Source organism: Actinophytocola glycyrrhizae, from assembly GCF_042653545.1.
In the GTDB taxonomy this organism is placed as follows: Bacteria; Actinomycetota; Actinomycetes; order Mycobacteriales; family Pseudonocardiaceae; genus Actinophytocola; species Actinophytocola glycyrrhizae.
In genome coordinates, this window is sequence record NZ_JBHSIS010000007.1 from 455,192 (window position 1) to 476,433 (window position 21,242).

The 21,242-nt window shown below is 71.1% G+C and carries 19 protein-coding genes; 9 read left to right on the forward strand and 10 right to left on the reverse strand.

From position 1 onward, the window contains the following. Positions 1 to 3 precede the first annotated feature (3 nt). From ACFPCV_RS17995 to ACFPCV_RS18005, 3 genes are all read right to left on the reverse strand, one after another. Positions 4 to 2,091, reverse strand: a complete 2,088-nt coding sequence (locus ACFPCV_RS17995; protein ID WP_378057352.1) for an MMPL family transporter — start codon at positions 2,089 to 2,091, stop codon at positions 4 to 6. Between the two features lie 111 nt (positions 2,092 to 2,202). After that, positions 2,203 to 2,862, reverse strand: a complete 660-nt coding sequence (locus tag ACFPCV_RS18000; protein ID WP_378057353.1) for a response regulator — start codon at positions 2,860 to 2,862, stop codon at positions 2,203 to 2,205. Beyond that, complete coding sequence (locus ACFPCV_RS18005) at positions 2,859 to 3,962, reverse strand: sensor histidine kinase (RefSeq protein WP_378057354.1); 1,104 nt, start codon at positions 3,960 to 3,962, stop codon at positions 2,859 to 2,861. The genes ACFPCV_RS18000 and ACFPCV_RS18005 overlap by 4 nt, the downstream gene beginning before the upstream one ends. A 157-nt stretch (positions 3,963 to 4,119) precedes the next feature. Here ACFPCV_RS18005 and ACFPCV_RS18010 point away from each other — a divergent pair, with 157 nt between their 5' ends. The 3 genes from ACFPCV_RS18010 to ACFPCV_RS18020 all read left to right on the forward strand — a co-directional run bounded on the left by ACFPCV_RS18010 (position 4,120) and on the right by ACFPCV_RS18020 (position 6,345). Continuing rightward, a complete protein-coding gene (locus ACFPCV_RS18010) occupies positions 4,120 to 4,746 on the forward strand; it encodes a hypothetical protein (protein WP_378057355.1) in 627 nt (208 codons plus the stop codon). Further along, positions 4,739 to 5,248 carry a hypothetical protein gene (locus tag ACFPCV_RS18015; protein WP_378057356.1) on the forward strand — a complete coding sequence of 170 codons (510 nt, stop codon included), beginning with the start codon at positions 4,739 to 4,741 and terminating at the stop codon, positions 5,246 to 5,248. The genes ACFPCV_RS18010 and ACFPCV_RS18015 overlap by 8 nt, the downstream gene beginning before the upstream one ends. A 239-nt stretch (positions 5,249 to 5,487) precedes the next feature. After that, positions 5,488 to 6,345 (forward strand): MHYT domain-containing protein, encoded by an 858-nt coding sequence (locus ACFPCV_RS18020; RefSeq protein WP_378057465.1) that lies wholly within the window; start codon positions 5,488 to 5,490, stop codon positions 6,343 to 6,345. A 150-nt stretch (positions 6,346 to 6,495) separates the two neighbouring features. On the opposite strand, the gene ACFPCV_RS18025 is transcribed toward ACFPCV_RS18020, so the two are convergent. Then, positions 6,496 to 7,113, reverse strand: coding sequence for a TetR/AcrR family transcriptional regulator (locus ACFPCV_RS18025; protein ID WP_378057357.1), 618 nt, complete (start codon positions 7,111 to 7,113; stop codon positions 6,496 to 6,498). 69 nt (positions 7,114 to 7,182) lie between these two features. Here ACFPCV_RS18025 and cysD point away from each other — a divergent pair, with 69 nt between their 5' ends. Continuing rightward, complete coding sequence (gene cysD / locus ACFPCV_RS18030; protein ID WP_378057358.1) at positions 7,183 to 8,079, forward strand: sulfate adenylyltransferase subunit CysD; 897 nt, start codon at positions 7,183 to 7,185, stop codon at positions 8,077 to 8,079. Continuing rightward, positions 8,079 to 9,884: an adenylyl-sulfate kinase gene (cysC, locus tag ACFPCV_RS18035; protein ID WP_378057359.1), complete on the forward strand. Its 1,806-nt coding sequence runs from the start codon at positions 8,079 to 8,081 to the stop codon at positions 9,882 to 9,884. Before cysD ends, cysC begins: the two co-directional genes overlap by 1 nt. Before the next feature lie 207 nt (positions 9,885 to 10,091). On the opposite strand, the gene ACFPCV_RS18040 is transcribed toward cysC, so the two are convergent. From ACFPCV_RS18040 to ACFPCV_RS18060, 5 genes are all read right to left on the reverse strand, one after another. Further along, entirely contained in the window at positions 10,092 to 10,868 is a 777-nt protein-coding gene (locus ACFPCV_RS18040) for an SDR family oxidoreductase (protein WP_378057360.1), read from the reverse strand. Further along, entirely contained in the window at positions 10,865 to 11,992 is a 1,128-nt protein-coding gene (locus ACFPCV_RS18045; protein WP_378057361.1) for a sulfotransferase family protein, read from the reverse strand. The genes ACFPCV_RS18040 and ACFPCV_RS18045 overlap by 4 nt, the downstream gene beginning before the upstream one ends. Before the next feature lie 61 nt (positions 11,993 to 12,053). Then, positions 12,054 to 13,109 (reverse strand): DUF1214 domain-containing protein, encoded by a 1,056-nt coding sequence (locus tag ACFPCV_RS18050; protein WP_378057362.1) that lies wholly within the window; start codon positions 13,107 to 13,109, stop codon positions 12,054 to 12,056. 173 nt (positions 13,110 to 13,282) lie between these two features. Continuing rightward, entirely contained in the window at positions 13,283 to 14,302 is a 1,020-nt protein-coding gene (locus tag ACFPCV_RS18055) for an SPFH domain-containing protein (protein WP_378057363.1), read from the reverse strand. Positions 14,303 to 14,304: 2 nt separating this feature from the next. Then, complete coding sequence (locus tag ACFPCV_RS18060) at positions 14,305 to 14,736, reverse strand: NfeD family protein (protein WP_378057364.1); 432 nt, start codon at positions 14,734 to 14,736, stop codon at positions 14,305 to 14,307. A 228-nt stretch (positions 14,737 to 14,964) separates the two neighbouring features. On the opposite strand from ACFPCV_RS18060, the gene ACFPCV_RS18065 reads away from it, so the two are divergent. Next, positions 14,965 to 16,218, forward strand: coding sequence for a cation:proton antiporter (locus ACFPCV_RS18065; protein ID WP_378057365.1), 1,254 nt, complete (start codon positions 14,965 to 14,967; stop codon positions 16,216 to 16,218). A 99-nt stretch (positions 16,219 to 16,317) separates the two neighbouring features. On the opposite strand, the gene ACFPCV_RS18070 is transcribed toward ACFPCV_RS18065, so the two are convergent. Beyond that, the gene (locus ACFPCV_RS18070) at positions 16,318 to 17,529 is read right to left on the reverse strand and encodes an ROK family transcriptional regulator (RefSeq protein WP_378057366.1); all 1,212 of its coding nucleotides are present in this window, start codon (positions 17,527 to 17,529) and stop codon (positions 16,318 to 16,320) included. Positions 17,530 to 17,636: 107 nt separating this feature from the next. Between ACFPCV_RS18070 and ACFPCV_RS18075 the strand changes: the two genes are divergently transcribed. The 3 genes from ACFPCV_RS18075 to ACFPCV_RS18085 are packed head-to-tail and all read left to right on the forward strand — an operon-like array spanning position 17,637 to position 21,219. Beyond that, entirely contained in the window at positions 17,637 to 19,136 is a 1,500-nt protein-coding gene (locus ACFPCV_RS18075) for a sugar ABC transporter ATP-binding protein (RefSeq protein WP_378057367.1), read from the forward strand. Then, entirely contained in the window at positions 19,133 to 20,209 is a 1,077-nt protein-coding gene (locus ACFPCV_RS18080) for an ABC transporter permease (protein ID WP_378057368.1), read from the forward strand. The genes ACFPCV_RS18075 and ACFPCV_RS18080 overlap by 4 nt, the downstream gene beginning before the upstream one ends. Further along, complete coding sequence (locus ACFPCV_RS18085; RefSeq protein ID WP_378057369.1) at positions 20,206 to 21,219, forward strand: ABC transporter permease; 1,014 nt, start codon at positions 20,206 to 20,208, stop codon at positions 21,217 to 21,219. Before ACFPCV_RS18080 ends, ACFPCV_RS18085 begins: the two co-directional genes overlap by 4 nt. Positions 21,220 to 21,242 lie beyond the last annotated feature (23 nt).

Consider the following 21,242-nt stretch of genomic DNA (forward strand, 5'->3'; position numbering starts at 1 on the left):
CAGTCAGCGCAATTCATTCGAACGTGTGATTTCCGTCGTTTCCGGCGGCAATTCCGCGGGCTCCAGCGCGAGCCGGGGCAGCACCCTGTCGAGCCACCGGGGCAGCCACCACGCCTTCGGCCCGAACAGCCGCATGACCGCGGGCACCACGAGGCACCTGATCACGAGCGCGTCGACCAGTACCGCCACCGCCAGCCCGAGCCCGAACTGCTGGAGCATCCGGTCGGGGCTGAGCACGAACGCGCCGAACACCACGATCATGATCGCGGCCGCCGCGGTGATCACGCCACCGGTGGTCGCGAGCCCCTCCCGCACCGCGCGGGCCGCGTCGCCGGTGCGCCGCCACTCCTCGTGCATGCGGGAGACCAGGAACACCTCGTAGTCCATCGACAGCCCGAACACGATCGCGAACACCAGCACCGGCACGAACGCCTCGACCGGCCCGGTCGGCGCGAACACCAGCGTCACCACCCCGAGCGAGGCGCCGATCGACAGCAGGTTCAGCACCGCCGCCTTCAACGGCACCAAAAGCGACCGGAACACCGCCATCAGCAGCAGCGCCGACAGCCCGACCACAACGAGCAGGAACAGTGGCAGCCGATCCGCCACCGCCGCGGCGAAGTCGTCGGCCGCCGCGGTCGCGCCGCCGACGAGGTACGTCGCGCCGGTCCGCGCCTCCAGCGGCGGCAGCACCTGGTCACGCAGCCGCGTGACCAGCTCACTCGTCGCGGCGTCCTGCGGTGCGCTGTCCGGGAACACCAGCAGCATCCCGAGGTCGTCGCCGAGCCGCTGCGGCTCGCCGACCCGCGCCACCCCGTCGGCGCCGTCGAGCGCGGCCGCCAGCTCCTCGGTGCCGCCGCCTTCCGCCATGACCACGAGCGGTCCGTTGACGCCCGGGCCGAACCCGTCGGCGAGCAGGTCGTAGGCCTGCCTGCTGGTCGCGTCGGCCGGTTCGGTGCCCGCGTCGGCGAACCCGAGCTGCATGCCGAGCGCGGGCACGGACAACGCGCCGAGCGCGGCGATGGACACGACGAGTGCGGGCAGCGGCCTGCGCTGCACGGTGTCGCTCCACCGCCGCCACCGCACACCGGAGCCGCGGTCCGGCCGCTTGCGCACCGCCCTCTCGATCCGCCTGCCGAACACGCTCAGCAGCGCGGGCAGCAGCGTCAGCGAAGCGACCATGGTGAGCAGCACGGTCAGCGTGACGGCGAGCGCGACCCCCTGCAGGGAGCCGAGTCCGAGCGCGAGCAGGCCCAGCAGCGCGATCATCACGGTGGTGCCCGCGAACAGCACCGACCGGCCCGCGGTGTCGAGCGCGGTGCGGACCGCCTGGTCGCGGTCGGCGCCCCGGCGCAGCTCGCCCCGGTACCGGGCGAAGATCAGCAGCGCGTAGTCGATGCCGACGCCGAGCCCGACGAGCATCATCAGCGGTGGCGCGTAGCCGGGCAGTGCGGTCAGGTGGCTCGCCAGCACGATCACACCGAGCGTGCTGCCGACCGCGAACACGGCGGTGACCAGCGGCAGGCACGCGGCGAGGAACGACCCGAACATCAGCACGAGGATCACGAGTGCCGCGAGAATGCCCGCGCCCTCCGCCGCGCCGCCCCCGGCCTCCTCCGCGCTTCGGACGGGGTCGCCGCCCAGCTCGACCCGCAGCTCACCGTCGCGCTGCGCGGTCTCGATGATCCGGCGCACGTCCTCGGCAGGCACGTCGGCGCCGTCGAGCGTGACCGTCGCGAACGCGACCGAACCACCCTCGGCCACGGTCGGCGGCGCCACGCCGGCGACCCTCGGCAGTCGCTCCACTTCGGACAGCACGGCGTCGACCTCCCGCTGTGCGCCCGCGATCCCGTCGTCGTGCTGGAACACCACCCGCACGGTGTCCGGCTGCTGTCCCAGCGCCGCGAACGTGTCGGCCACCTGCTGGGACTCGGTGCCGGGCAGCGAGTGGTCGTCGCGGTAGTCCGGACCGACGGCCTGCGCGGCGACGGTGATCCCGGCGAGCACGAGCAGCCACAGTGCCAGCGCGAGCCAGTGCCTGCGCTGCGCCCAGCCCGCGAGCCGGACGAGCCTGGAGGGAGGAGAAGTCATGCCTGAAGGCTCGCGCGGGACCGGGGTTGCCGTCGTCGGGCCGGAGTGGACACCCGCCCCGCAACTCCGGTAGCCCCCTAAGGGTGATCACGTACACCGGGAGTTGCGCGGTCAGCCCAGCCAGCGGGGGGTGACCATCGCCGATTCGTAGGCCAGGACGACGAGCTGTGCGCGGTCGCGGACATCCAGCTTGGTCATGATGCGGCTGACGTGGGTCTTGGCGGTGGCGGGGGACAGGACCAGCCGTTGCGCGATCTCGTCGTTCGACAGCCCCGCCGCCACGAGCGTGGTCACCTCGCGTTCGCGTTCGGTCAGCGACGCGAGCCGCGGACTCGGCGCGGGGCGTTCGACGCGACCGGCGAACTCGGCGATCAGCCGCCGCGTCACCGAAGGCGCGAGCAGCGCGTCACCTCGGGCGACGACCCGCACGCCGTGGATCAGCTCCTCCGGTTCGGTGTCCTTGACGAGGAATCCGCTCGCCCCGGCACGCAGCGCGCCGTAGACGTACTCGTCGAGGTCGAACGTCGTCAGGATCACCACCCGCACGTCCGGCAGCGCGGTGATGATCTGCCCGGTCGCGGCGAGCCCGTCGAGGTGCGGCATGCGCACGTCCATCAGCACCACGTCCGGTCGCAGCGACCGCGCCGCGCGCACGGCGGCGGCGCCGTCCCCGGCCTCGCCGACGACCTCGATGTCGTCCTCGCCGTCCAGGATGGACCGGAAGCCCGCGCGGACGAGGTTCTGGTCGTCGGCGAGCAGCACCCGGATCACGCGGCGCCCCCGATCGGCAGCCGGGCCGCCACGACGAAGCCGCCCTCCGGGCACGCACCGGCCGCCAGCGAGCCACCCAGTTCCCGCGCCCGCTCGGTCATGCCGAGGAGGCCCGCCCCCGGCGTGCTCCCGTCCGGTCCGCGTCCGTCGTCGGCCACCCGCACCGCCACCTCGTCATCGCCGTAGGAAACCAGCACGTCCACCCTGGACGCGGCCGCGTGCCGGGTCACGTTAGTCAGCGCCTCCTGCACGATCCGGTACGCGGCGAGGTCCACGGATGGCGGCACCGCGCGCACCTCACCGGTCACCGAGCCGTGCACGGCGAGGCCCGTTCGCCGCGATCGTTCGAGCAGGTCCGGCAGCGCCGCGAGCCCGGTCGCGGGGGACAGCGGCGCCGCGTCGTCCACCTGCCGCAGCACGCCGATGGTGCGCCGCAGCTCCCGCAGCGCCCGCCCGCTCGCGTCCTTCACCGCGGCCAGCGCGTCCCGCTGCGGCGCGGTGTCCCCCTTGTCCACGCGGCGCAGCGCGGCACTCGCCTGCACGTTGATCAGCGACAGGTCGTGCCCGAGCACGTCGTGCAACTCGCGGGCGATCCGCAGCCGCTCCCGGGTCGCCGCCGCCAGCTGCGCCTCCCGCTGGTACGCACGCCGTGTGCGCACCACCCCGCCGACCGCGACCGACGCCACGAGCCACCCGAACAGCAGGAACAGCGAGACGTCGTCGAGGTGGCGGCGTTCGCTGGCCGTCTCGCCCACCACCGTGAGCCCGAGCGCCAGTGCGCCGAACCCGGCGGCGGCCCACAGCAGCCCGGCCTCGCCCACGCCGAACATCGCGGCCATGAACGTCAGCATGATCGGGCTGCCGGGGCCGGTCAGCGGGTAGTACAGCGCGCAGGCGAGCAGCGTGTACGCCGCGACGAACACCGGGTACCGGCGCCGGAGGTACAGCGCGGCCGACGCGGTGACCACCAGTAGCCAGCTGATGACGCCGACCTGGCCGTTGCCGGCCGAGAGCACGGTCGAGCCGAGCACGAACGCGCCGATCGCACCCGCGACCAGCGCGTCGGCGAACCGTCCACGCGGCGGCCACGACCACTCCATGCGGCAAGCATAGGGACGAACCGGACGGCGGGCCGGGACCCGGGCGACCGGCGCCTGCCCGCTCCGCCTGCTCCAGGTGGAGCAATCTCGCGGTAGTGCCGTTTCCCGATCACCCGAACGGGCCATCCCCTCCACAGTTCCCAGGAAGGAGCGCGTGATGTCGACCGCAGCAATTGTAATTCTGGTCGTCGTCCTGCTCGCGGTGTTGTTCGCGGCAGGGTGGTTCCTCGGCGGGCAGGCACGCAGCCGCAGGCTGCGCAACCGGTTCGGGCCGGAGTACGACCGCCACCTCGAGACCGCGGAGAACCGGCGGATCGCGGAACGTGAACTGACGGAACGCGAGAAGCGGCACGCGCAGCTGTCGCTGCGGCCGCTGTCGGACACCGCGCGGGTGCACTACACCGAGCAGTGGACCCGGGTGCAGGAGCGTTTCGTCGACGCGCCGCGTGAAGCCCTCGCGGGTGCCGACGATCTGGTGCACGCCGTGATGCGCGAACGTGGTTACCCGATGGAGGGGTTCGAGCAGCAGGCCGCCGACCTGTCCGTCGAACACGGACACATCGTGGACGGCTACCGCGCCGCGCACGAGATTCACGACGGACGCGCCCAGGCGGACACCGAACGACTCCGCGCCGCGCTGGTGCACTACCGGGAGGTCTTCCGCGAGCTGGTCGGCGACGACGCCGACGTGCCCGCGCAGCGGACCCCGGATGTCGATCCCCGCCAGGACGGGCACCGCGACGGCCGCCACAACGACCAGCACCAGGAGGCCCACCATGCGTAACGTCGAGCACCAGGACGGCAGATCCCAGGACGGCATGCCCCGCGACGGCATGCCGAGGAACGGCGTGGCGAACCACCAGATCCCGCGACAGGAAACCCTTGCGGCGGAACCACTTCCCGCCGACACGCAGGACTTCGGCACGCCCGTGGACGACCGGCCTGCCGAGTCGTTGCCCGTCGCGGACCGGCCTGCCGACTCGCTGCCCGTCGACGAGACGGGGCCGGCGGCCGGTGACGCCGCGGTGACCGGCGGCGACCTGTTCCCCGGCGACGCCGCCACGCGCCTGCGGGAGCGGTGGCGTGAGCTGCAGGCGGACTTCGTCGACGACCCGCAGCGAGCGGTGCGGGAGGCCGACGACGTGGTCGACGAGGTGCTGCGGACCATCACCGAGCACCGGCAGCGGCTCGCGGGCGAGTGGCAGGGCGACACCGACACCGAGCACCTCCGGCTGGCGATGCGGGAATACCGCACCTTCGTGGACCGGTTGCTGCCGACGACCTGAAAAGTAATTCCGTAACCGCGTGACGCCGATTGCGGTCTGCAAAGTGCAGATCCAATCGGCGTCACGCTTTGCTTATGCGGCAATACCTTTATTGACACACCGGCTGAAGTGGACTTTTATTCACGTTGTCGCGGGCTTGGTCGTCCCGGGCACGATTCGGCGCTGACCGGGGGAAGCGCTCTGAATGCGAGGAGTACCGCGCTGTGTCCGTTGCCGCCGGTCACGTCCATCACTTCGCGATGGGCTCGTGGCTGCCGTTCTTCGCTTATGCCGTCGCCGTGGTCGGCTCCGTCGTCGGGCTCGCGTGCACACTGCAGGCGCGCCGTGCGGGCGACGAGGGCAGGCCGAGGTACGGCTGGCTGATCCTCGCCGCCGTGTCGATCGGTGGGGTCGGCATCTGGCTGATGCACTTCATCGCGATGCTGGGCTTCGACACGCCGGGTTCGCCGGTGCGCTACGACATCGGCCGCACCGCGGTCTCCGCGCTCCTGTCGGTCAGCGCCGTGTTCCTCGGGTTGCTGGTGTTCGGCGTCCGCTCGCGCTTCACGCTGTGGCGGCTGCTGCTCGCCGGGCTGATCACCGGTCTCGCCGTGAACCTCATGCACTACACGGGCATGTGGGCGGTGCGGGTGCAGGGCACGATCACCTACGACGCGGTCGCCGTCTGGCTGTCGATCGGCATCGCGATCGTGGCCGCCACCACCGCGTTCTGGTTCACCGTCCTCATCGAACACCCGGGACTCCGCGTGCTCGCCGGTCTCGTGATGGGACTCGCGGTCACCGGCATGCACTACACCGGCATGGCCGCGGTCCAGGTGCAGCTCGACGAGAACGCGCCGGCTCCCGTCGGTGCCGAGGTGTTCACCTTCCTGTTCCCGGTGTTCGTGCTGTCGGTCATCGCGCTCGCGGTGCCGATCTACGCCGTGCTGATGGCGTCCACGTGGTCGGAGAACGACGAGGTGGCGCGGGTGGCGCCGCGCGGCGCGGCCGCACCGGCGCGGCCGCGGGACCAGCCGGTGGCAGAGCCCGAGCTGGGACAGGGGCTGCGCGGGTTCCGCCAGCTCGCCGCCCGGTACTCACCAGGGCAGGACGACTAGCCCGCCTCCCCGGGAATTCGAAGCGCCGGTCTCGACCCAGCGGCACCTGCGGACCGCGGGTGGTTGGTGGTCCAGTGCCGTCATTTCCCCCGACGTCACTGCTGATCAGGCCAAGGCGTTGCACAAAGATCCAAGGATGCGCTGTGGTGCTCAGTGCGCCACGATGCCGCGCTCGATGGCCTCGGTCGCGAACTCGACGAGCCGGGCGGCCGAGACCCGTGCCTGCAGCGAACCGCCGTGCACGAGGTCGTCGGCCACGCCGATCAGGGAGTCCCACACCCAGTAGGCCATCGCGGGATGGTCGACCAGCGTCGCGCCCTGCGCGTCAGCCGCCTCGCGCAGCGCCCTCTCCAGCGCGCGGGCCATGCGGCGGAACACCGTCGCCGACGTGACGGCCCGCTTGCCCTTCGGCCCGCCCGCGAGCACCTTCGACTCCCACTGCTGCGCGGACCGGCCGAACACCCGCCACAGCTCCCGCACCTGCGGCAGGATCGCGGTCAGCACCCCGGCGACCCCGACACCGCGGTCGAGCTCGTCGAGGGTGTCGCTCATGTCCGCGAGGCGGGCGGACATGAGCGCGACGAACACGTCCTCCTTGCCGTCGAAGTACTGGTACACGGTGCCAGAGCTGACGCCCGCACCGACGGCGATCGCACGCATGGTGAGCGCGGCGTAGCCGGAGTCGGCGAGCAGCTTCTCGGCGGAGCGCAGGATGTCGCGCCTGCGGCCCTCCGCGTCACCCCAAGCGGTCGGTTCGGTGCTGTCCACGGCGACAGCATATCGAACGATGTCCGATTTCATTCTGGACAACGTTCAAAATGGGCTTATCATCGAGTCATGCTGACCCATCTCGACCGGCTCGAGGCGGAGAGCATCGACATCCTGCGCGAGGCGGTCGCCGAGAGCGAGCGCCCGGTCCTGCTGTACTCCATCGGCAAGGACTCCTCGACCCTGCTGCACCTCGCGCGCAAGGCGTTCCACCCGTCGAAGCCGCCGTTCCCGCTGCTGCACGTGGACACGACGTGGAAGTTCCGCGAGATGATCGCCTTCCGGGACCGGACCGCCGCCGAGCTGGGACTCGAGCTGATCGTCCACCGCAACCCGGAGTGCCTCGCGCTCGGCGTCAACCCGTTCGACCACGGCTCCGCGACGCACACGGACCTGTGGAAGACCCAGGGGCTGCGGCAGGCACTGGACAAGCACCGGTTCGACCTCGCGTTCGGCGGCGCGCGCCGCGACGAGGAGCCGGTGCGCGCCAAGGAACGCGTGTTCTCGTTCCGCACGGCCGACCACCGGTGGGAGCCTCGCGACCAGCGGCCGGAGCTGTGGCGGCTGTACAACGCGCGCACCGCGCCGGGCGAGAGCATCCGGGTGTTCCCGCTGTCGAACTGGACCGAGCTGGACGTGTGGCGCTACGTCGAACGCGAGCGGATTCCCGTGGTGCCGCTGTACTTCGCGGCACCACGACCGGTGGTCGAGCGCGACGGCACGCTGATCATGGTGGACGACGACCGGCTGCCGCTGCGGCAGGGGGAGCGCCCCGAGCTTCGCACGGTGCGGTTCCGGACGCTGGGCTGCTACCCGCTGACCGGCGCGATCCAGAGCACGGCGGCGACCGTGGCGGACATCGTCGCGGCGACCGAGGCAGCGGTGACCTCGGAGCGGCAGGGCCGGGTGATCGACCGCGACCAGTCCGGGTCGATGGAGCGCAAGAAGCGGGAAGGCTACTTCTGATGGACCTGTTGCGGTTCCTGACGTGCGGCAGCGTCGACGACGGCAAGAGCACGCTGATCGGCCGCCTCCTGTACGACACGCACGCGCTCTACAACGACCAGGTCGCGGCACTCACCGAGAGTGGGCTGGACTTCGCGTCGCTGACCGACGGCCTGCTCGCCGAACGGGAGCAGGGCATCACGATCGACGTCGCGTACCGCTACTTCGCCACGGCGGCACGGAGTTTCATCGTCGCCGACACACCGGGACACGAGCAGTACACCAGGAACATGGTGACCGGGGCGTCCACGTCGGACGCCGCGGTGCTGCTGCTCGACGCGCGCGCCGGGGTGCTGCGCCAGACCCGCAGGCACAGCCACGTGGTCGCGCTGCTGGGCATCCGGCGGGTGGCGCTCGCGGTGAACAAGATGGACCTGGTGGACTTCGACCGGGCGCGGTTCACCGCGATCGCCGACGAGTACCGGGAGTTCGCCGCCGGGCTCGGTGTCGACGAGGTGACGTGCGTGCCGACCGCCGCGACCGAGGGCGCCAACGTGGTGCACCGCGCGGCGCGGACGCCGTGGTACGACGGGCCGACGCTGCTCGAGTGGCTGGAGACCGTGCCGGTCGACGCCGGGCACGGGCCGTTCCGGATGATCGTGCGGTGGGTCAACCGGCCGGGGCCCGACTTCCGCGGTGCGTCCGGTCTCGTGGTCGGCGGCACGGTGCGCGTCGGTGACGTGGTGCGCGTGCTTCCCGGGCACGCGACGAGCACGGTCGCGCGGTTGGTGACCTTCGACGGCGACCTCGACGAGGCGGAGGCCGGGCAGTCGGTGACGGTGGTGCTGGCCGACGACGTCGACGTGCCCAGGGGCGCGGTGCTCGCCGCCGCCGACCCGCCCGGTGTCGTGGACGCGGCGCAGGCGGACCTGATCTGGATGTCGGAGCAGGAACTGCTGCCCGGCAGGCGGTACCTCGCGAAGGTGGGCGCGCGGACCGTCGGGCTCACGGTGGACCCGCCCAAGCACCGCGTCGATGTCGACACCGGCGCGCGGCTGGCGGCGCGGACGTTGCGCCTCAACGAGATCGGGGTCGGGAACGTCCACTTCGACCAGCCGGTGGCGCTGGACCCCTACCGCGCCAACCGGGACCTCGGCGGCTTCATCGTGATCGACCGGCTCACGAACGCGACGGTGGGCGCCGGGCTCGTGCGGTTCCCGTTGCGGCGCGCGGCGAATGTGACGTGGCAGCCGACGTCGGTCACCAGGGGGATGCGGGCCGGGCTGAACGGGCACCGCGGCTGTGTCGTGTGGTTCACCGGCCTGTCGGGCGCCGGCAAGTCGACGATCGCGGACCGCACCGAGCAGCGGCTGCACGCGGCGGGCAGGCACACGTTCCTGCTGGACGGCGACAACGTGCGGCACGGCCTGAACGCCGACCTCGGCTTCACCGACGCCGACCGGGTGGAGAACATCCGCAGGGTCGCGGAGGTCGCGGGCCTGATGGTCGAGGCGGGTCTGGTCGTGCTGGTCTCGTTCATCTCCCCGTTCCGCGCGGAACGCGAACTGGCCCGCGGCATCGTGGCGGCGGACGAGTTCTGCGAGGTGTTCGTGGACACCCCGCTCACGGTCGCCGAACAACGCGACCCGAAGGGCCTGTACGCCAAGGCACGCAGGGGCGAGCTGCCCAACTTCACCGGCATCGACTCACCGTACGAGCCACCGGAACACCCGGAACTGCGCCTGGACACGACGACCCTGACCGCGCAGGAGTCCGCGGCCGCGGTTGTGGCCCGGTTGGAACAGCTGGGTCTGGCGACGCACTGAGGGGCGTTCAGGGCATAACCAGTGCCGTGAAAGGCGCGTTCAGAGCGCTGAGCGCCGCGAAAGGCCCATTCACGGCATCGCAGGTGGGGGTTTACAGCGTCAAAGCCAGCCCGCTACGCGCCCGGGTCCGCGCGGTAGACCCGCGAAGCGGGGCATGCCCGTGCAATCCCGACGGCGATCCCACCGTCACGGACGTGATCGCCTGACTCAGGACGGCAGGTACTCCCCGCCGTTGACGTCCAGCACCGCACCCGTGACCTCGGACGCGAAGCGGGACAACAGGAACAGGATCGCTCCCGCGCACGCCTCGTCGACCGGGATGCGGCCCAGCGGGTTGCGGGCGGCGATCTCGTCGTACACGTCCTGCTCGGTGATCCCGCGCTGCTGTGCGGTCATCGTCAGGTAGAACCGCACACCCGGCCCGTCCAGCCAGCCGAGCACCGCCTGGTTGACCCTGATGCCCCGTTCGCCGAGCTCCAGCGCGAGGTACTGGGAAGCGCAGCCCATCGCCGCCTTCGCCACCGCATAGCCGCCCTCGCCGCGCATCGGCTTGCGGGTCGACAGGGTGCCGACGTTGACGATCGAGCCGCCGCCGGTCATGTGCGGCACCGCGGCCCGCGTCATGGCGAGCGCGCCGTGCAGGATGATGTCGACCGACCGGCGCAGCTGCTTGTCCGGGGTGGCGAGCAGGTCGTGGAAACCGGGGTGGGAGTACGCCGAGTTCACCAGGCCCGTCACCCTGCCGAACCGTTCGGCCGCGGTGTCGACGACCCGTTCGACGTCCTCGGGTTTCCGCACGTCGCACGGCACACCGACCGCCTCGCCGCCCGCCGCGGCGACCTCCTTGGCCACCTGGTCCATCACCTGTGGCGACCGGGCGGCCATCACGACCTTGGCGCCCTCCGCCGCCGCGCGGGCCGCGAGCTTGGCCCCCAGTCCCGCGCCGACGCCCGACACGATGACGACCTCGCCGTCGAGGATCACGGCGCCACCTCCTCGTAGCACGCGAAGTCCCGCGCGAGACCCGCCTCGGTCAGCCCGAAGTCCTCCGGCGTGTAGGTGTGCCTTCCGTGCCGCTGCTCGCGGTTGCGCGCCAGGTACGCGGTGAACGCCTCGCGGTCGGCAGGCAGGCCCAGCTCCGCCGTGACCTGCTCGGCCTGCGCGACCGGCGCGGCCACCATGTCGGCGAACCGCACGTCCACGAACCGGTCCGGGCGCTCGCGGCGGATCTCGGTGAACGCGCGCAATGTCGTGGCGAACCGGTCCGACCAGTACCGGCCGATCTCGACGGGGTCCACCCGGTCGCTGTACTGGCCGGTCATCGAGGTGACCATCGAGGCGTAGGACGGCACGGCCGCGGCGGGCGAGCGGTGCGTCATGACGATCCGGCAGCCGGGGAACGTGTCGAGCACGGTCCGCGCGGCGGTGAGGTGGTGCGGCGACTTCAGTACCCACGGCAGGCCCCTGCGTGCCGGGTTCTGCCACTGCAGCGCCTGCAGCCACTCCCGCAGCTCCCGGTAGGCGGGTGCCTGGTCGGCGCCGCGCAACCACGTCCCGTAGGTGGGCACCCGGTAGAAGGAGTCGAAGCTCATCGACGTGAACGTGCGGTCGAGCAGGATCACGTCCTCCTCCGGCCCGTCCCACTCGATCGTGTGGATATCGCCGAACTCGGGTGACATCCGCAGGAACAGCGCCGCCCGGTCCCGCGCGCGCTGCTTGCGTTCCGCCGCGTCCGGGCCCTCGCCGGGGAACGGCAGCGGGTAGGACGTCTCCCACGACAGCGTCGACGTGACGTGCCGGGAAGCGGCGAGTAGCCGGTGCAGCAGGGTGGAACCGGTGCGCGGGAGCCCGCAGATCTCGGCCGCGACCGTCACCTCCTCGTCGCGCACCTCGGGGTGGTCCCGGTGCAGCCGCCGCAGCCGCAGCCGGTCCGCGAGCAGGGCGGTGAGGCGGCGCCTGGTGAGCACCAGCCCTGCCTCGGACAGGCGGGCCTCCTCGTTCAGCGCGCGGACCAGCACGGAAAGCGGCTCGGTGAACCATTCGTCGCCGAAGTCGCGCAGACCGGTCTTGTCCCGCGCCGAGGCGAGCAGGTCGTCGACGGTGATCACAACGCCCTCTCACGGGCTCCGGGACGTTGTCCGTGCCGGTGGTTCGCTCCGCAGGATCCGCTCACGCTTCCTCCAGGTCGATGACGCGGCAATCCGGAATCGGGTGGTGGTCAGCGCCGAGCCAGCGCAGGAGAGCGGTGCCGCTGGTGTGCCCGCACGTGTCGATCCAGTTGCCCCAGCCGGGATCCCGCGCCGCGACGACGATCGTGAGGCGGCCGTCGTCGAGCGTGGCGGTGTGCTTGTTGACGGTGATCCGCCGGTCGTGGTCCAGGGACTCCATCCACCAGTTGTCGAGCTGGAAGTTCCAGTACGGACAGTCCGGGACCGCGGTCTCGATCACCCACGCCTGCCCTGGTTCGAGCGTCCAGTAGCCGTGCAGGTAGAAGATCCCGGGATCACCGCCCGCCCGCTGGAACATCTCCTGCCCGAAGTCCGGCAGCTCGTTGGGGCGGGTCATGAACAGCTCGGTCCAGCCCGCGAAGGTGGCGGCCGTGCCGTGCACCGACAGCGCGGCCCGCCGCAGCGCCTTCGTCAGGAACCCGGGCGACAGCTCACGCGGCTCGGCAGGCCCGCCGACACACTCGATCCGCCACCGGCCGGGCACCTCGGTGGCGCGGTCGAGATAGGTCTGGCGCACCACGAGCCCCGTCGAGTCGGCCGCCAACGGCAACCAGTTCTTCTCGTGCGGGGTGGCACTCGCGACGATCTCGACGGTGCCGTCGGGCTCGACCACGAGGTCGGCGCCGGACAGCTCGCCGGTGGAGGCCATCGTGCCGTCCTTGGCGTACCGGTTGGCCTTGGAGCCGATCGAGAAGTAGGCGATCGTGCCCCGGGTGCCGGTGATCCGGTACGTGCGGTCACCTCGGATGTTCGCCGACAGGTACACGTTGTCCGGGTTGTCCGCGCCGATCTTGACCCGGTCCAGCTCGTGCAGGCGGGGAAAGTCCGGATCGGCGTTCTCGACGGTCGAGTACAGCATCTCGCGCACCAGCCGGGTGAGGTAGCGGTAGCCCTCTGCCCGGTCGAGCGGCGTCGCGGGCGCCTTGTCCCGCAGCACCACCTCACCCGCCCGTTCCAGCGCACGGCAGAACTCGGCCCAGACCTGTGCGTCGACCATGCGCACCTCCGTAGATCTAGAACACGTTCTACCAGAGGTGCGCACTTCCGGACAACGTTCAAAATTCCGCGGTCGGAACTGGATGACACGCTTTCAGTGCCTGGCCGCCATTGTGCGAGTGCGGACAGGGACGCCTGTCCGCACTCGCACGCCTCGCCACCGTTCCGGAGGCGTCAGCGGTTCCTGTTGCTGGGTTGTGCTTCTGCCGCGTCCGCCACCGCGGCGGCGGCCGCGTCCGCCGCGCGGGCGGCGTCGTCGGCGGCTTCCTGGGTCAGTTGCGCCGCCGGTGCCTCGTCGCGGGTGGCCGCGGACTTCGGCAGTGACTCGCTGAACGCCCTCGACACGCCCGACAGTGCGGACGTCAGCTCGCTGGGGATCACGAAGAACGTGTTGTTGGGTCCCTGTGCCAGCTGCGGCAGCGTCTGGAGGTACTGGTAGGCGAGCAGCTTCGGGTCGGGATCGTTGCGGTGCACGGCCTGGAACACGGTCTCGATCGCCTTCGCTTCGCCCTCCGCCTTGAGGATCTGAGCGGTCCGGTTGCCCTCGGCGCGCAGCACGGACGACTGCTTGTCGCCTTCCGCGGTGAGGATCTGGGACTGCCGTTGGCCCTCCGCGCCGAGGATCGCGGCGCGCTTGTCGCGTTCGGCGCGCATCTGCTTCTCCATGGCGTCCTTGATGGTCTTCGGCGGGTCGATCGCCTTGATCTCCACGCGGTTGACGCGGATGCCCCACCGGCCGGTCGCGTCGTCGAGGACGCCGCGCAATTGGCTGTTGATCGTGTCGCGGGACGTCAGCGTCTTCTCCAGGTCCATCGAGCCGACCACGTTGCGCAGCGTGGTGACGGTCAGCTGCTCCACCGCCTGCAGGTAGTTCGCGATCTCGTACGCGGCCGCGCGCGGGTCGGTGACCTGGAAGTACAGGACCGTGTCGATCTCGACGACCAGGTTGTCCTCGGTGATGACCGGCTGGGGCTGGAACGACACGACCTGCTCGCGGAGGTCGATCGCGGAGTACACGCGGTCGATGAACGGGATGACGAAGTTCAGGCCCGGCTTCAGCGTCTTGTTGTAGCGGCCGAGCCGTTCCACGTTGCGGGCCCTGGCCTGTGGCACGATCCGCACCGCGCGAAAGACCGTGAACACCACCAGCAGGACCACGAGCAAAGTCACGATGAGTGCTGCGGAGATCTCCATGTTCACTCCATGGGGTAGACGTAGGCGGTGGTGCCGCTGATGCGCATCACGTTGACCGCGGCACCTTCTGGGATCACGGTGACCTCGTCGAACGACCGGGCGGACCACTCCTCGCCGTCGATGCGCACGAGCCCGTCGCGGTCACTGACCTCGCGGACCACGAACGCGCGCTTGCCGACCAGCGCCTCGACACCGAACTGTTCCAGCTGCGGTCTGCTCATGTGGCGCAACGCGATCGGGCGCACCAGCAGCACTCCCGCGGTGGCCGCGACCGCGAACGCGGCCAGTTGCAGGGGCAGTGGCAACCCGAGCGCGGCGATCACCACGGGCACGACCGCGGCGGCACCGAGCACGCCGAGTGCCGCGGTGAGGGTGAAGATTTCCGCGACGCCGAACACCACCGCGATGACCAGCCAGATGAGCCACAGCTCCATGCGGCCTCCCGGTGCGCAGACGTCAGTACGTGCCGACCAGACTTCCCGGCGCACCCTTGTCACCCACCGTAGCACCGGTGGGTGGGTGACCGACGGGCAAGCGTGCGGATGGATCGGCGGGACCCCGAACCGAGTGGCCCGCGAGCACACGCGATGACCGCGGGTTCCGTTTCGGCCTGGTCGGCGCCGGGTATGACTGGCAAGCGTTGATCAAGGCGAAGGAGACACGTGGCGGACACGACGTCGGTCGTCTACGTGGCGGCCGGTGCGGCGACGCTCGCGGCCGCCCTGTTACCACGGGTGCTCGGCCGTGCACCCGTTTCGATGCCGATGATGTTCCTCGGCGTCGGTGCGTGCGTGTTCGGGTTCAGCGGCTCACTGCCCGCGCCCCTCCCGAGGGACTACCCGTCGATCACGCTCCACCTGACCGAGCTGTGCGTGATCATCTCGCTGATGGGGGCCGGCCTCGCGATCGGCAGACCCGTCGGGTGGCGGCGGTGGGGCACCACCTGGCGGATGCTCGGGATCACGATGCCGCTGACGATCATCGCGGTCGCGTTCCTCGGCTGGGCGGTGCTGGGGCTGGGGGTGGCGGCCGCGCTGCTGATCGCCGCCGCGCTCGCGCCGACCGACCCGGTGCTGGCCACGGAGGTCCAGGTCGGGGAGCCCGCGGAGGACCCGGAAGAGGACGAGGACGAGGTGCGGTTCTCGCTCACCTCCGAAGCGGGGCTCAACGACGGGCTCGCGTTCCCGTTCACCTACGCCGCGGTCGCGGTCAGCGTCGCCGGGTTCGCGCCGTCGGGGTGGCTGGGCCACTGGCTGCTCGTCGACGTCGGCTGGCGGCTCGCCGTCGGCCTGGTCGTCGGGCTCGGCGCCGGGTGGTTGCTGCGCAAGCTGTTCTTCGACGTGCCCTTCGAACGGTTCCGCCTCGCCGAGCACGCGGAGGGCTTCGTCGCGCTCGCGGCCACGTTCCTCGCCTACGGCGCCGCGGAGATGGCGGAGGGGTACGGCTTCGTCGCGGTGTTCGTGTGCGCGTGCACCATCCGCGCGGCCGAGCGGTCGCACGGCTACCACCGGGTGCTGCACCAGTACGTCGAGCAGGTCGAGCGGATGCTCACCGTGCTGGTGATCTTCCTGCTCGGCGGCGCCGCCGCGACCGGGCTGCTGGCGGGCCTCACGTGGCGCGAACTGCTGGTGGCCGGGCTGCTGCTGGTCGTGATCCGGCCGGTCGCGAGCCTGGTCGCGCTGGCGGGCAGCAGCACGGGGGCGCGGGAGCGGGGCGCGATCGCGGTGTTCGGCGTGCGGGGCGTCGGGTCGGTGTTCTACGTCGCGTACGGGCTGCAGGAAGGCGAGATCGCCCACGTCGACCAGGTGTGGCGGATCGTCGCGCTCGTGGTGGTCGGGTCGATCCTGCTCCACGGCATGAGCGCCACCCCGGTCATGCGGCGGCTGGACCGCCTCCGGGACCGCGACGCCGGGTGACTGGGCCAGGGCGGGCCCGTGTGACGGGCGTTGGCAATGCCCTGAAAGGCGCGTTCAGGGCGCTGAGCGCCCTGAACGGCCCATTGACGGCACCGGTTGTTACGAGACCCGGGGCGGCGGACTGGCGAAGATGTGGGTGTCCACCTGCATCGGGGCGAGCGCGTGGTCGATGACCATGACCGCGGCGCCGATGATGCCCGCCCGGTCGCCGGTGCGGGACTGCACGATGCGCAGGTCCTGCGTGGCGAGCGGCAGTGACCGCCGGTAGACCACCTCGCGGACACCCGCGATCAGGTGCTCGCCCGCCTGCGCGAGCGACCCGCCGATCACGATGATCGACGGGTTGAACAGGCTCACCGCCGCGGCGAGCACCTCGCCGATGTCGCGGCCTGCCTGGCGCACCAGGTGCAGTGCCTCGACCGAGCCGCCCCTGGCCAGCGCCACCACGTCCTGGCTGGACCTGGCAGGCAGGCCCTGTTCGGTGAGCCTGGCAGCGATGGCCGCGCCGCTCGCCACCGCTTCGAGGCAGCCGGTGTTGCCGCACCGGCACACGATGTCGGCGCCGTGCGGCAGCTGCAGGTGGCCCATGTCGCCCGCCGCGCCCTGGGCGCCCCGGTGCAGCCGGCCGTGGCTGATCAGGCCGCTGCCGATACCGGTGGCGACCTTCACGAACATCATGTGCGCCGCGGTCGGCCACTGCGTGAAGTGCTCGCCGAGCGCCATGATGTTCACGTCGTTGTCGACCAGCGCGACCACGCCGAGGTGCTCGGTCAGGTAGGCCTGCACGTCGAAATTGTCCCAGCCGGGCATGATCGGCGGGTTCACCGGCCTGCCGGAGGAGTGCTCGACCGGGCCGGGCAGGCCGATCCCCACGCCGAGCAGGTCCGTCAGCGTCCTGCCGACCTTGGCCAGCAGCTCGTGCGACGTGGCGACCACCCATTCGAGGACGGGTACCGGCCCGAGCGCGACGTCGAGGTCGTCGCGGTGCTCGGCGAGGACCTCGCCGGCCAGGTCGGTGGCGGCCATCCGCGCGTGCGTCGCGCCGATGTCGGCCGACAGCGTGACGCGTGCGGCCGGGTTGAACGCGAACTGCGTCGGGGGCCGGCCACCCGTCGAGGTCGCCTCGCCGACCGGCAGCACGAAGTTCGCGCCGAGCAGTGCCTCGACACGTTGCGTGATCGTCGACCGGGCGAGCCCGGTGAGGGCCGCCAGCTCGGAGCGGGTGCGTGGTCTGCCGTCCCGCATGAGCCGCAGCAGTGCGCCGGCACCGCCGTTGTCGGCGAAGCCGTTCATGACCGGGCCTTCCACCATCTGTTCAGTGAAACACACCGTAGTTCCGTTGGCTCCCGAAACATATCGCGGCAACGGAATCGCAACTTTTGATTGTTAAGTGTCAAAAGTCGGGTTAGGTTCTGCGCATGGCAGTGGCGCCGCTCACAGAGACCGTGTTGCGGATGCGGGGCATCCAGAAGTCGTTCCTCGGCGTCCGTGTGCTCCACGGCGTCGACCTGGAGCTGAGGGCCGGCGAGGTGCACGCGCTCATGGGGGAGAACGGCGCGGGCAAGTCGACGCTGATGAAGGTGCTGGCCGGGGTCCACCACGCCGAGGCGGGCACGATCGAGCTGGACGGGCGCGAGGTCACCTTCGCCCACCCGCTGCAGGCGCAGCAGGCCGGTGTGTCGACGGTGTTCCAGGAGTTCAACCTGCTGCCGGAGCGCACCGTCGCGGAGAACGTGTTCCTCGGCCGCGAGCCACGCAGGCGCGGGCTGGTCGACGCCGACCGCATGAACGCCGACACCGCCGCGCTGCTGCGCGACCTCGGCCTGGAGTCGATCTCCCCGCAGCGCCGCGTGCGCACGCTGTCCGTCGCCGGGCAGCAGATCGTCGAGATCGTCAAGGCGCTGTCCTACGACGCGCGGATCATCTCGATGGACGAGCCCACCGCGGCACTCGCCGAGGAGGAGGTCGAGCTGCTGTACGGCCTGGTCCGCACGCTGCGGGAACGCGGGATGGCGATCCTGTACGTCTCGCACCGGCTCAAGGAGATCTTCGACCTGTCCGACCGGGTCACCGTGCTCAAGGACGGTGCGCTCGTGGACACCGTGCCCACCGCCGACATCACGCCGGACGAGCTGGTGCGCAAGATGGTGGGACGGCCCATCACGAGCTTCTTCCCGGAGAAACTGCCGGACACGGTCACGGGGGAGGTCCGACTGCGGATCTCCGGTGGTGGCAACGAGCAGCTCGACGGCATCGACCTCGAGGTGCGGGCGGGCGAGATCGTGACGCTCGCCGGGCTGCAGGGCAGCGGCCGCACGGAGATCGCGCACGCGTTGTTCGGCGTCGCCCGGTTCACCAGGGGCACGATCGAGGTCGACGGGAAGCGGGTGTCGCCCCGGTCGGCGCGGCAGGCGGTGCGTGCCGGGCTCGCGCTCGTCACCGAGGACCGCAAGGCGGAGGGTCTCGCCCTCAACCAGTCCGTGACCGCGAACGCCCGGCTGGTGCTGGACGCGGTGCTGCCCCGGCAGTCCAGCCGGAAGGCGAGGCAGATCCCCGGGATCCTGTCGTCGCTCGAACTCGTGTCGCGCGGCGGCGACCAGGAGGTCCGGTTCCTGTCCGGCGGCAACCAGCAGAAGGTCGTGCTGGCCAAGTGGTTGGCCGCCGACCCGGCGGTGATCGTGCTCGACGAGCCGACCCGGGGCATCGACGTCGGTGCGAAGCAGAAGGTGTACACGCTGATGCGCGAGCTGTCCGCGCGTGGCGTCGCGATCCTGATGATCTCCTCCGAGCTGCAGGAGGTCATCGGCATGGCCGACCGGATCGTGGTGCTGCGGGACGGCCGGATCGCGGGCGAGCTGCCCGCGGGCGCCGACGAGGAGGCGGTCATGCAGGTCGCGACGGGCCAGGTGACGTCATGACCACAGTGGACAGACGAGGGCTCGGCGGACGGCTGGGCAGCACGGAGCTGGTGTACCTTGCGCTGCTCGGCGTGCTGGTGATCGGTGCCGTGCTGGTGGCCGTCGACGGCGGGAACCTGTTCGGCACGGCCAACCTCGTCGACATGCTGACCCGCTCCAGCCTGCTGGGGTTCGTGGCGCTGGGGCAGACGTTCGTGATCCTGTGCGGCTCGCTCGACCTGTCGGTCGGCTACGTGATGGCGCTGTGCAGCCTCGTCGGCGCGACGACCATGGCCGGTGACCCGGCGAAGGTGCCGCTGGGCATCGCGGCGGTGCTCGTCGTGGCGGCGGGGATCGGGTTGCTGAACGGGCTGATCGTGTCCGTGCTGAAGGTGAACCCGTTCATCGCCACCCTGGGCATGGGCCTGATCATCAAGGGCTACCTGGACACGAACTACAAGGGGCCCGCCGGTGCGGTGCCCTCGTCGTTCCAGCAGTTCGGGTACAGCCGGATCGGGTTCCTTCCGGTGTCGACGGCGGTGATGCTGATCGCGGTGGTGCTGGGGATCCTGTACCTGCGGCGGACCCGCACCGGGTTCCACATGTTCGCGGTCGGCGGCAGCCAGGACGTCGCGCGGCTGTCGGGCATCCGGACCGGCCGCGTGCTCGTGACCGCGCACGTGCTGTGCTCGGTGGCGGCCGGGGTCGCCGGGTTGCTGATCGCGGCCCGGTTCGGGACGGGCAGCGCGCTGGTCTACGGCTCGGGCTACGACCTGGACTCCATCGCGGCGGTCGTGCTCGGCGGGACGTTGCTGATGGGCGGCCGGGGCGGGATCGCCGGGACGCTCGCCGGGGTGCTGATCCTGGCGGTGCTGGACACGGTCTTCAACATCCTGCAGGTCGACCCGTTCTTCAAGGACGTGCTGCGCGGTGTCGTGATCATCGCGGCGGTCGCCATCTACGCCCGCAGGCAGATCGACCGGCGGGCGAGCAGACCGAGGTTCGGGCCGGACGGGAACGGCGGTCCACCGGGCCCGCCGAGGGATCCGGCCCCGGACGAACCGGTACCGGCGGGACGGGGAGCGGACCGATGACGACCACCGCACCCGAGGAGACCAAGCCGGGCAGACCGGCCGCCGCCGCTGCCGCGCGGCTGTTCGGCGGCGGCAGTGCGACGGTGTTCGCCCTGCTGGTGCTGGTCTTCGTCGCGATCCTGTTCCTCAACCCGAGCTTCTTCGAGCCGCCGTCGCTGATGGCGTTCGCGAAGAAGGCGGCGCCGCTGGTCATCCTGGCCGTCGGGCAGTACTTCGTGATCGTGTGCGGGGAGCTGGACCTCTCGGTCGGCTCGCTGGTCGGCGCGCAGGTGGTCATCGCGGCCGCGGTGATCGACGGGGAGGAAGGCCGGACCGTTCCGGTGCTGCTCCTCATGCTCGCGTTCGGTGTGCTGGTCGGGTTGGTCAACGGGCTCGTGGTGACCGTCCTCAAGGTCCACTCGCTGATCGCGACGCTCGGCATGATGCTCGTGCTCTACGGTGCGATCCGGCTCTGGACCGGCGGCGCGCCGACCGGGGCGCTGTCCGACGGGTTCCGGCAGGCCGGTCGCGAGGGGATCGACATGCCGGTGCTGCGGCAGCTGCCGTGGGCGCTGCTGGTCGCCGCCGCCGTGGTGGTCGCCGCGGTGGTGTTCATGCGGAAACCCTTCGGCCGCACGCTGATCGCGGCCGGGGACAACGAGCGGGCGGCGGCGTTCTCCGGTGTCCGGGTGTGGTGGGTGCGCACGGCCGCGTTCGTGCTGTCGAGCGTGCTCGCGACGCTCGCCGGGGTGCTCATCGGCGGGTACGCGGGCGTCACCGCACAGGTCGGCGAGGGCCTGGAGTTCACCGCGATCACGGCGGTGGTCCTCGGCGGCGTGGTGCTCGGCGGCGGCCGTGGCACCGTGCTGGCCGCGATGGCGGGCGCGTTGACCGTCGAAGCCCTGTTCACCCTGTTCAACCAGCTGAGCATGCCGTCGACCATCCGGCCGACCGTGCAGGGCCTGATCATCGTCGCGGCCGTCGCATGGGCCGCACGGGAGCGGCGAGGGCCGTTCCTTCCCAAGTCATAGCCACACAAGCTCGCTACCCCGAG

Bases quoted from the DNA above. Each gene is read 5' to 3' on its own strand.
- ACFPCV_RS18085 (WP_378057369.1), top strand. From the start codon at position 20,206: ATGACGACCACCGCACCCGAGGAGACCAAGCCGGGCAGACCGGCCGCC.
- ACFPCV_RS18060 (WP_378057364.1), bottom strand. From the start codon at position 14,736: ATGGAGCTGTGGCTCATCTGGCTGGTCATCGCGGTGGTGTTCGGCGTC.
- ACFPCV_RS18050 (WP_378057362.1), bottom strand. From the start codon at position 13,109: ATGGTCGACGCACAGGTCTGGGCCGAGTTCTGCCGTGCGCTGGAACGG.
- ACFPCV_RS18075 (WP_378057367.1), top strand. From the start codon at position 17,637: ATGGCAGTGGCGCCGCTCACAGAGACCGTGTTGCGGATGCGGGGCATC.
- ACFPCV_RS17995 (WP_378057352.1), bottom strand. From the start codon at position 2,091: ATGACTTCTCCTCCCTCCAGGCTCGTCCGGCTCGCGGGCTGGGCGCAG.
- ACFPCV_RS18080 (WP_378057368.1), top strand. From the start codon at position 19,133: ATGACCACAGTGGACAGACGAGGGCTCGGCGGACGGCTGGGCAGCACG.
- ACFPCV_RS18015 (WP_378057356.1), top strand. From the start codon at position 4,739: ATGCGTAACGTCGAGCACCAGGACGGCAGATCCCAGGACGGCATGCCC.
- cysD (WP_378057358.1), top strand. From the start codon at position 7,183: ATGCTGACCCATCTCGACCGGCTCGAGGCGGAGAGCATCGACATCCTG.
- ACFPCV_RS18055 (WP_378057363.1), bottom strand. From the start codon at position 14,302: ATGGAGATCTCCGCAGCACTCATCGTGACTTTGCTCGTGGTCCTGCTG.
- ACFPCV_RS18005 (WP_378057354.1), bottom strand. From the start codon at position 3,962: ATGGAGTGGTCGTGGCCGCCGCGTGGACGGTTCGCCGACGCGCTGGTC.
- cysC (WP_378057359.1), top strand. From the start codon at position 8,079: ATGGACCTGTTGCGGTTCCTGACGTGCGGCAGCGTCGACGACGGCAAG.
- ACFPCV_RS18010 (WP_378057355.1), top strand. From the start codon at position 4,120: ATGTCGACCGCAGCAATTGTAATTCTGGTCGTCGTCCTGCTCGCGGTG.
- ACFPCV_RS18020 (WP_378057465.1), top strand. From the start codon at position 5,488: ATGGGCTCGTGGCTGCCGTTCTTCGCTTATGCCGTCGCCGTGGTCGGC.
- ACFPCV_RS18070 (WP_378057366.1), bottom strand. From the start codon at position 17,529: ATGGTGGAAGGCCCGGTCATGAACGGCTTCGCCGACAACGGCGGTGCC.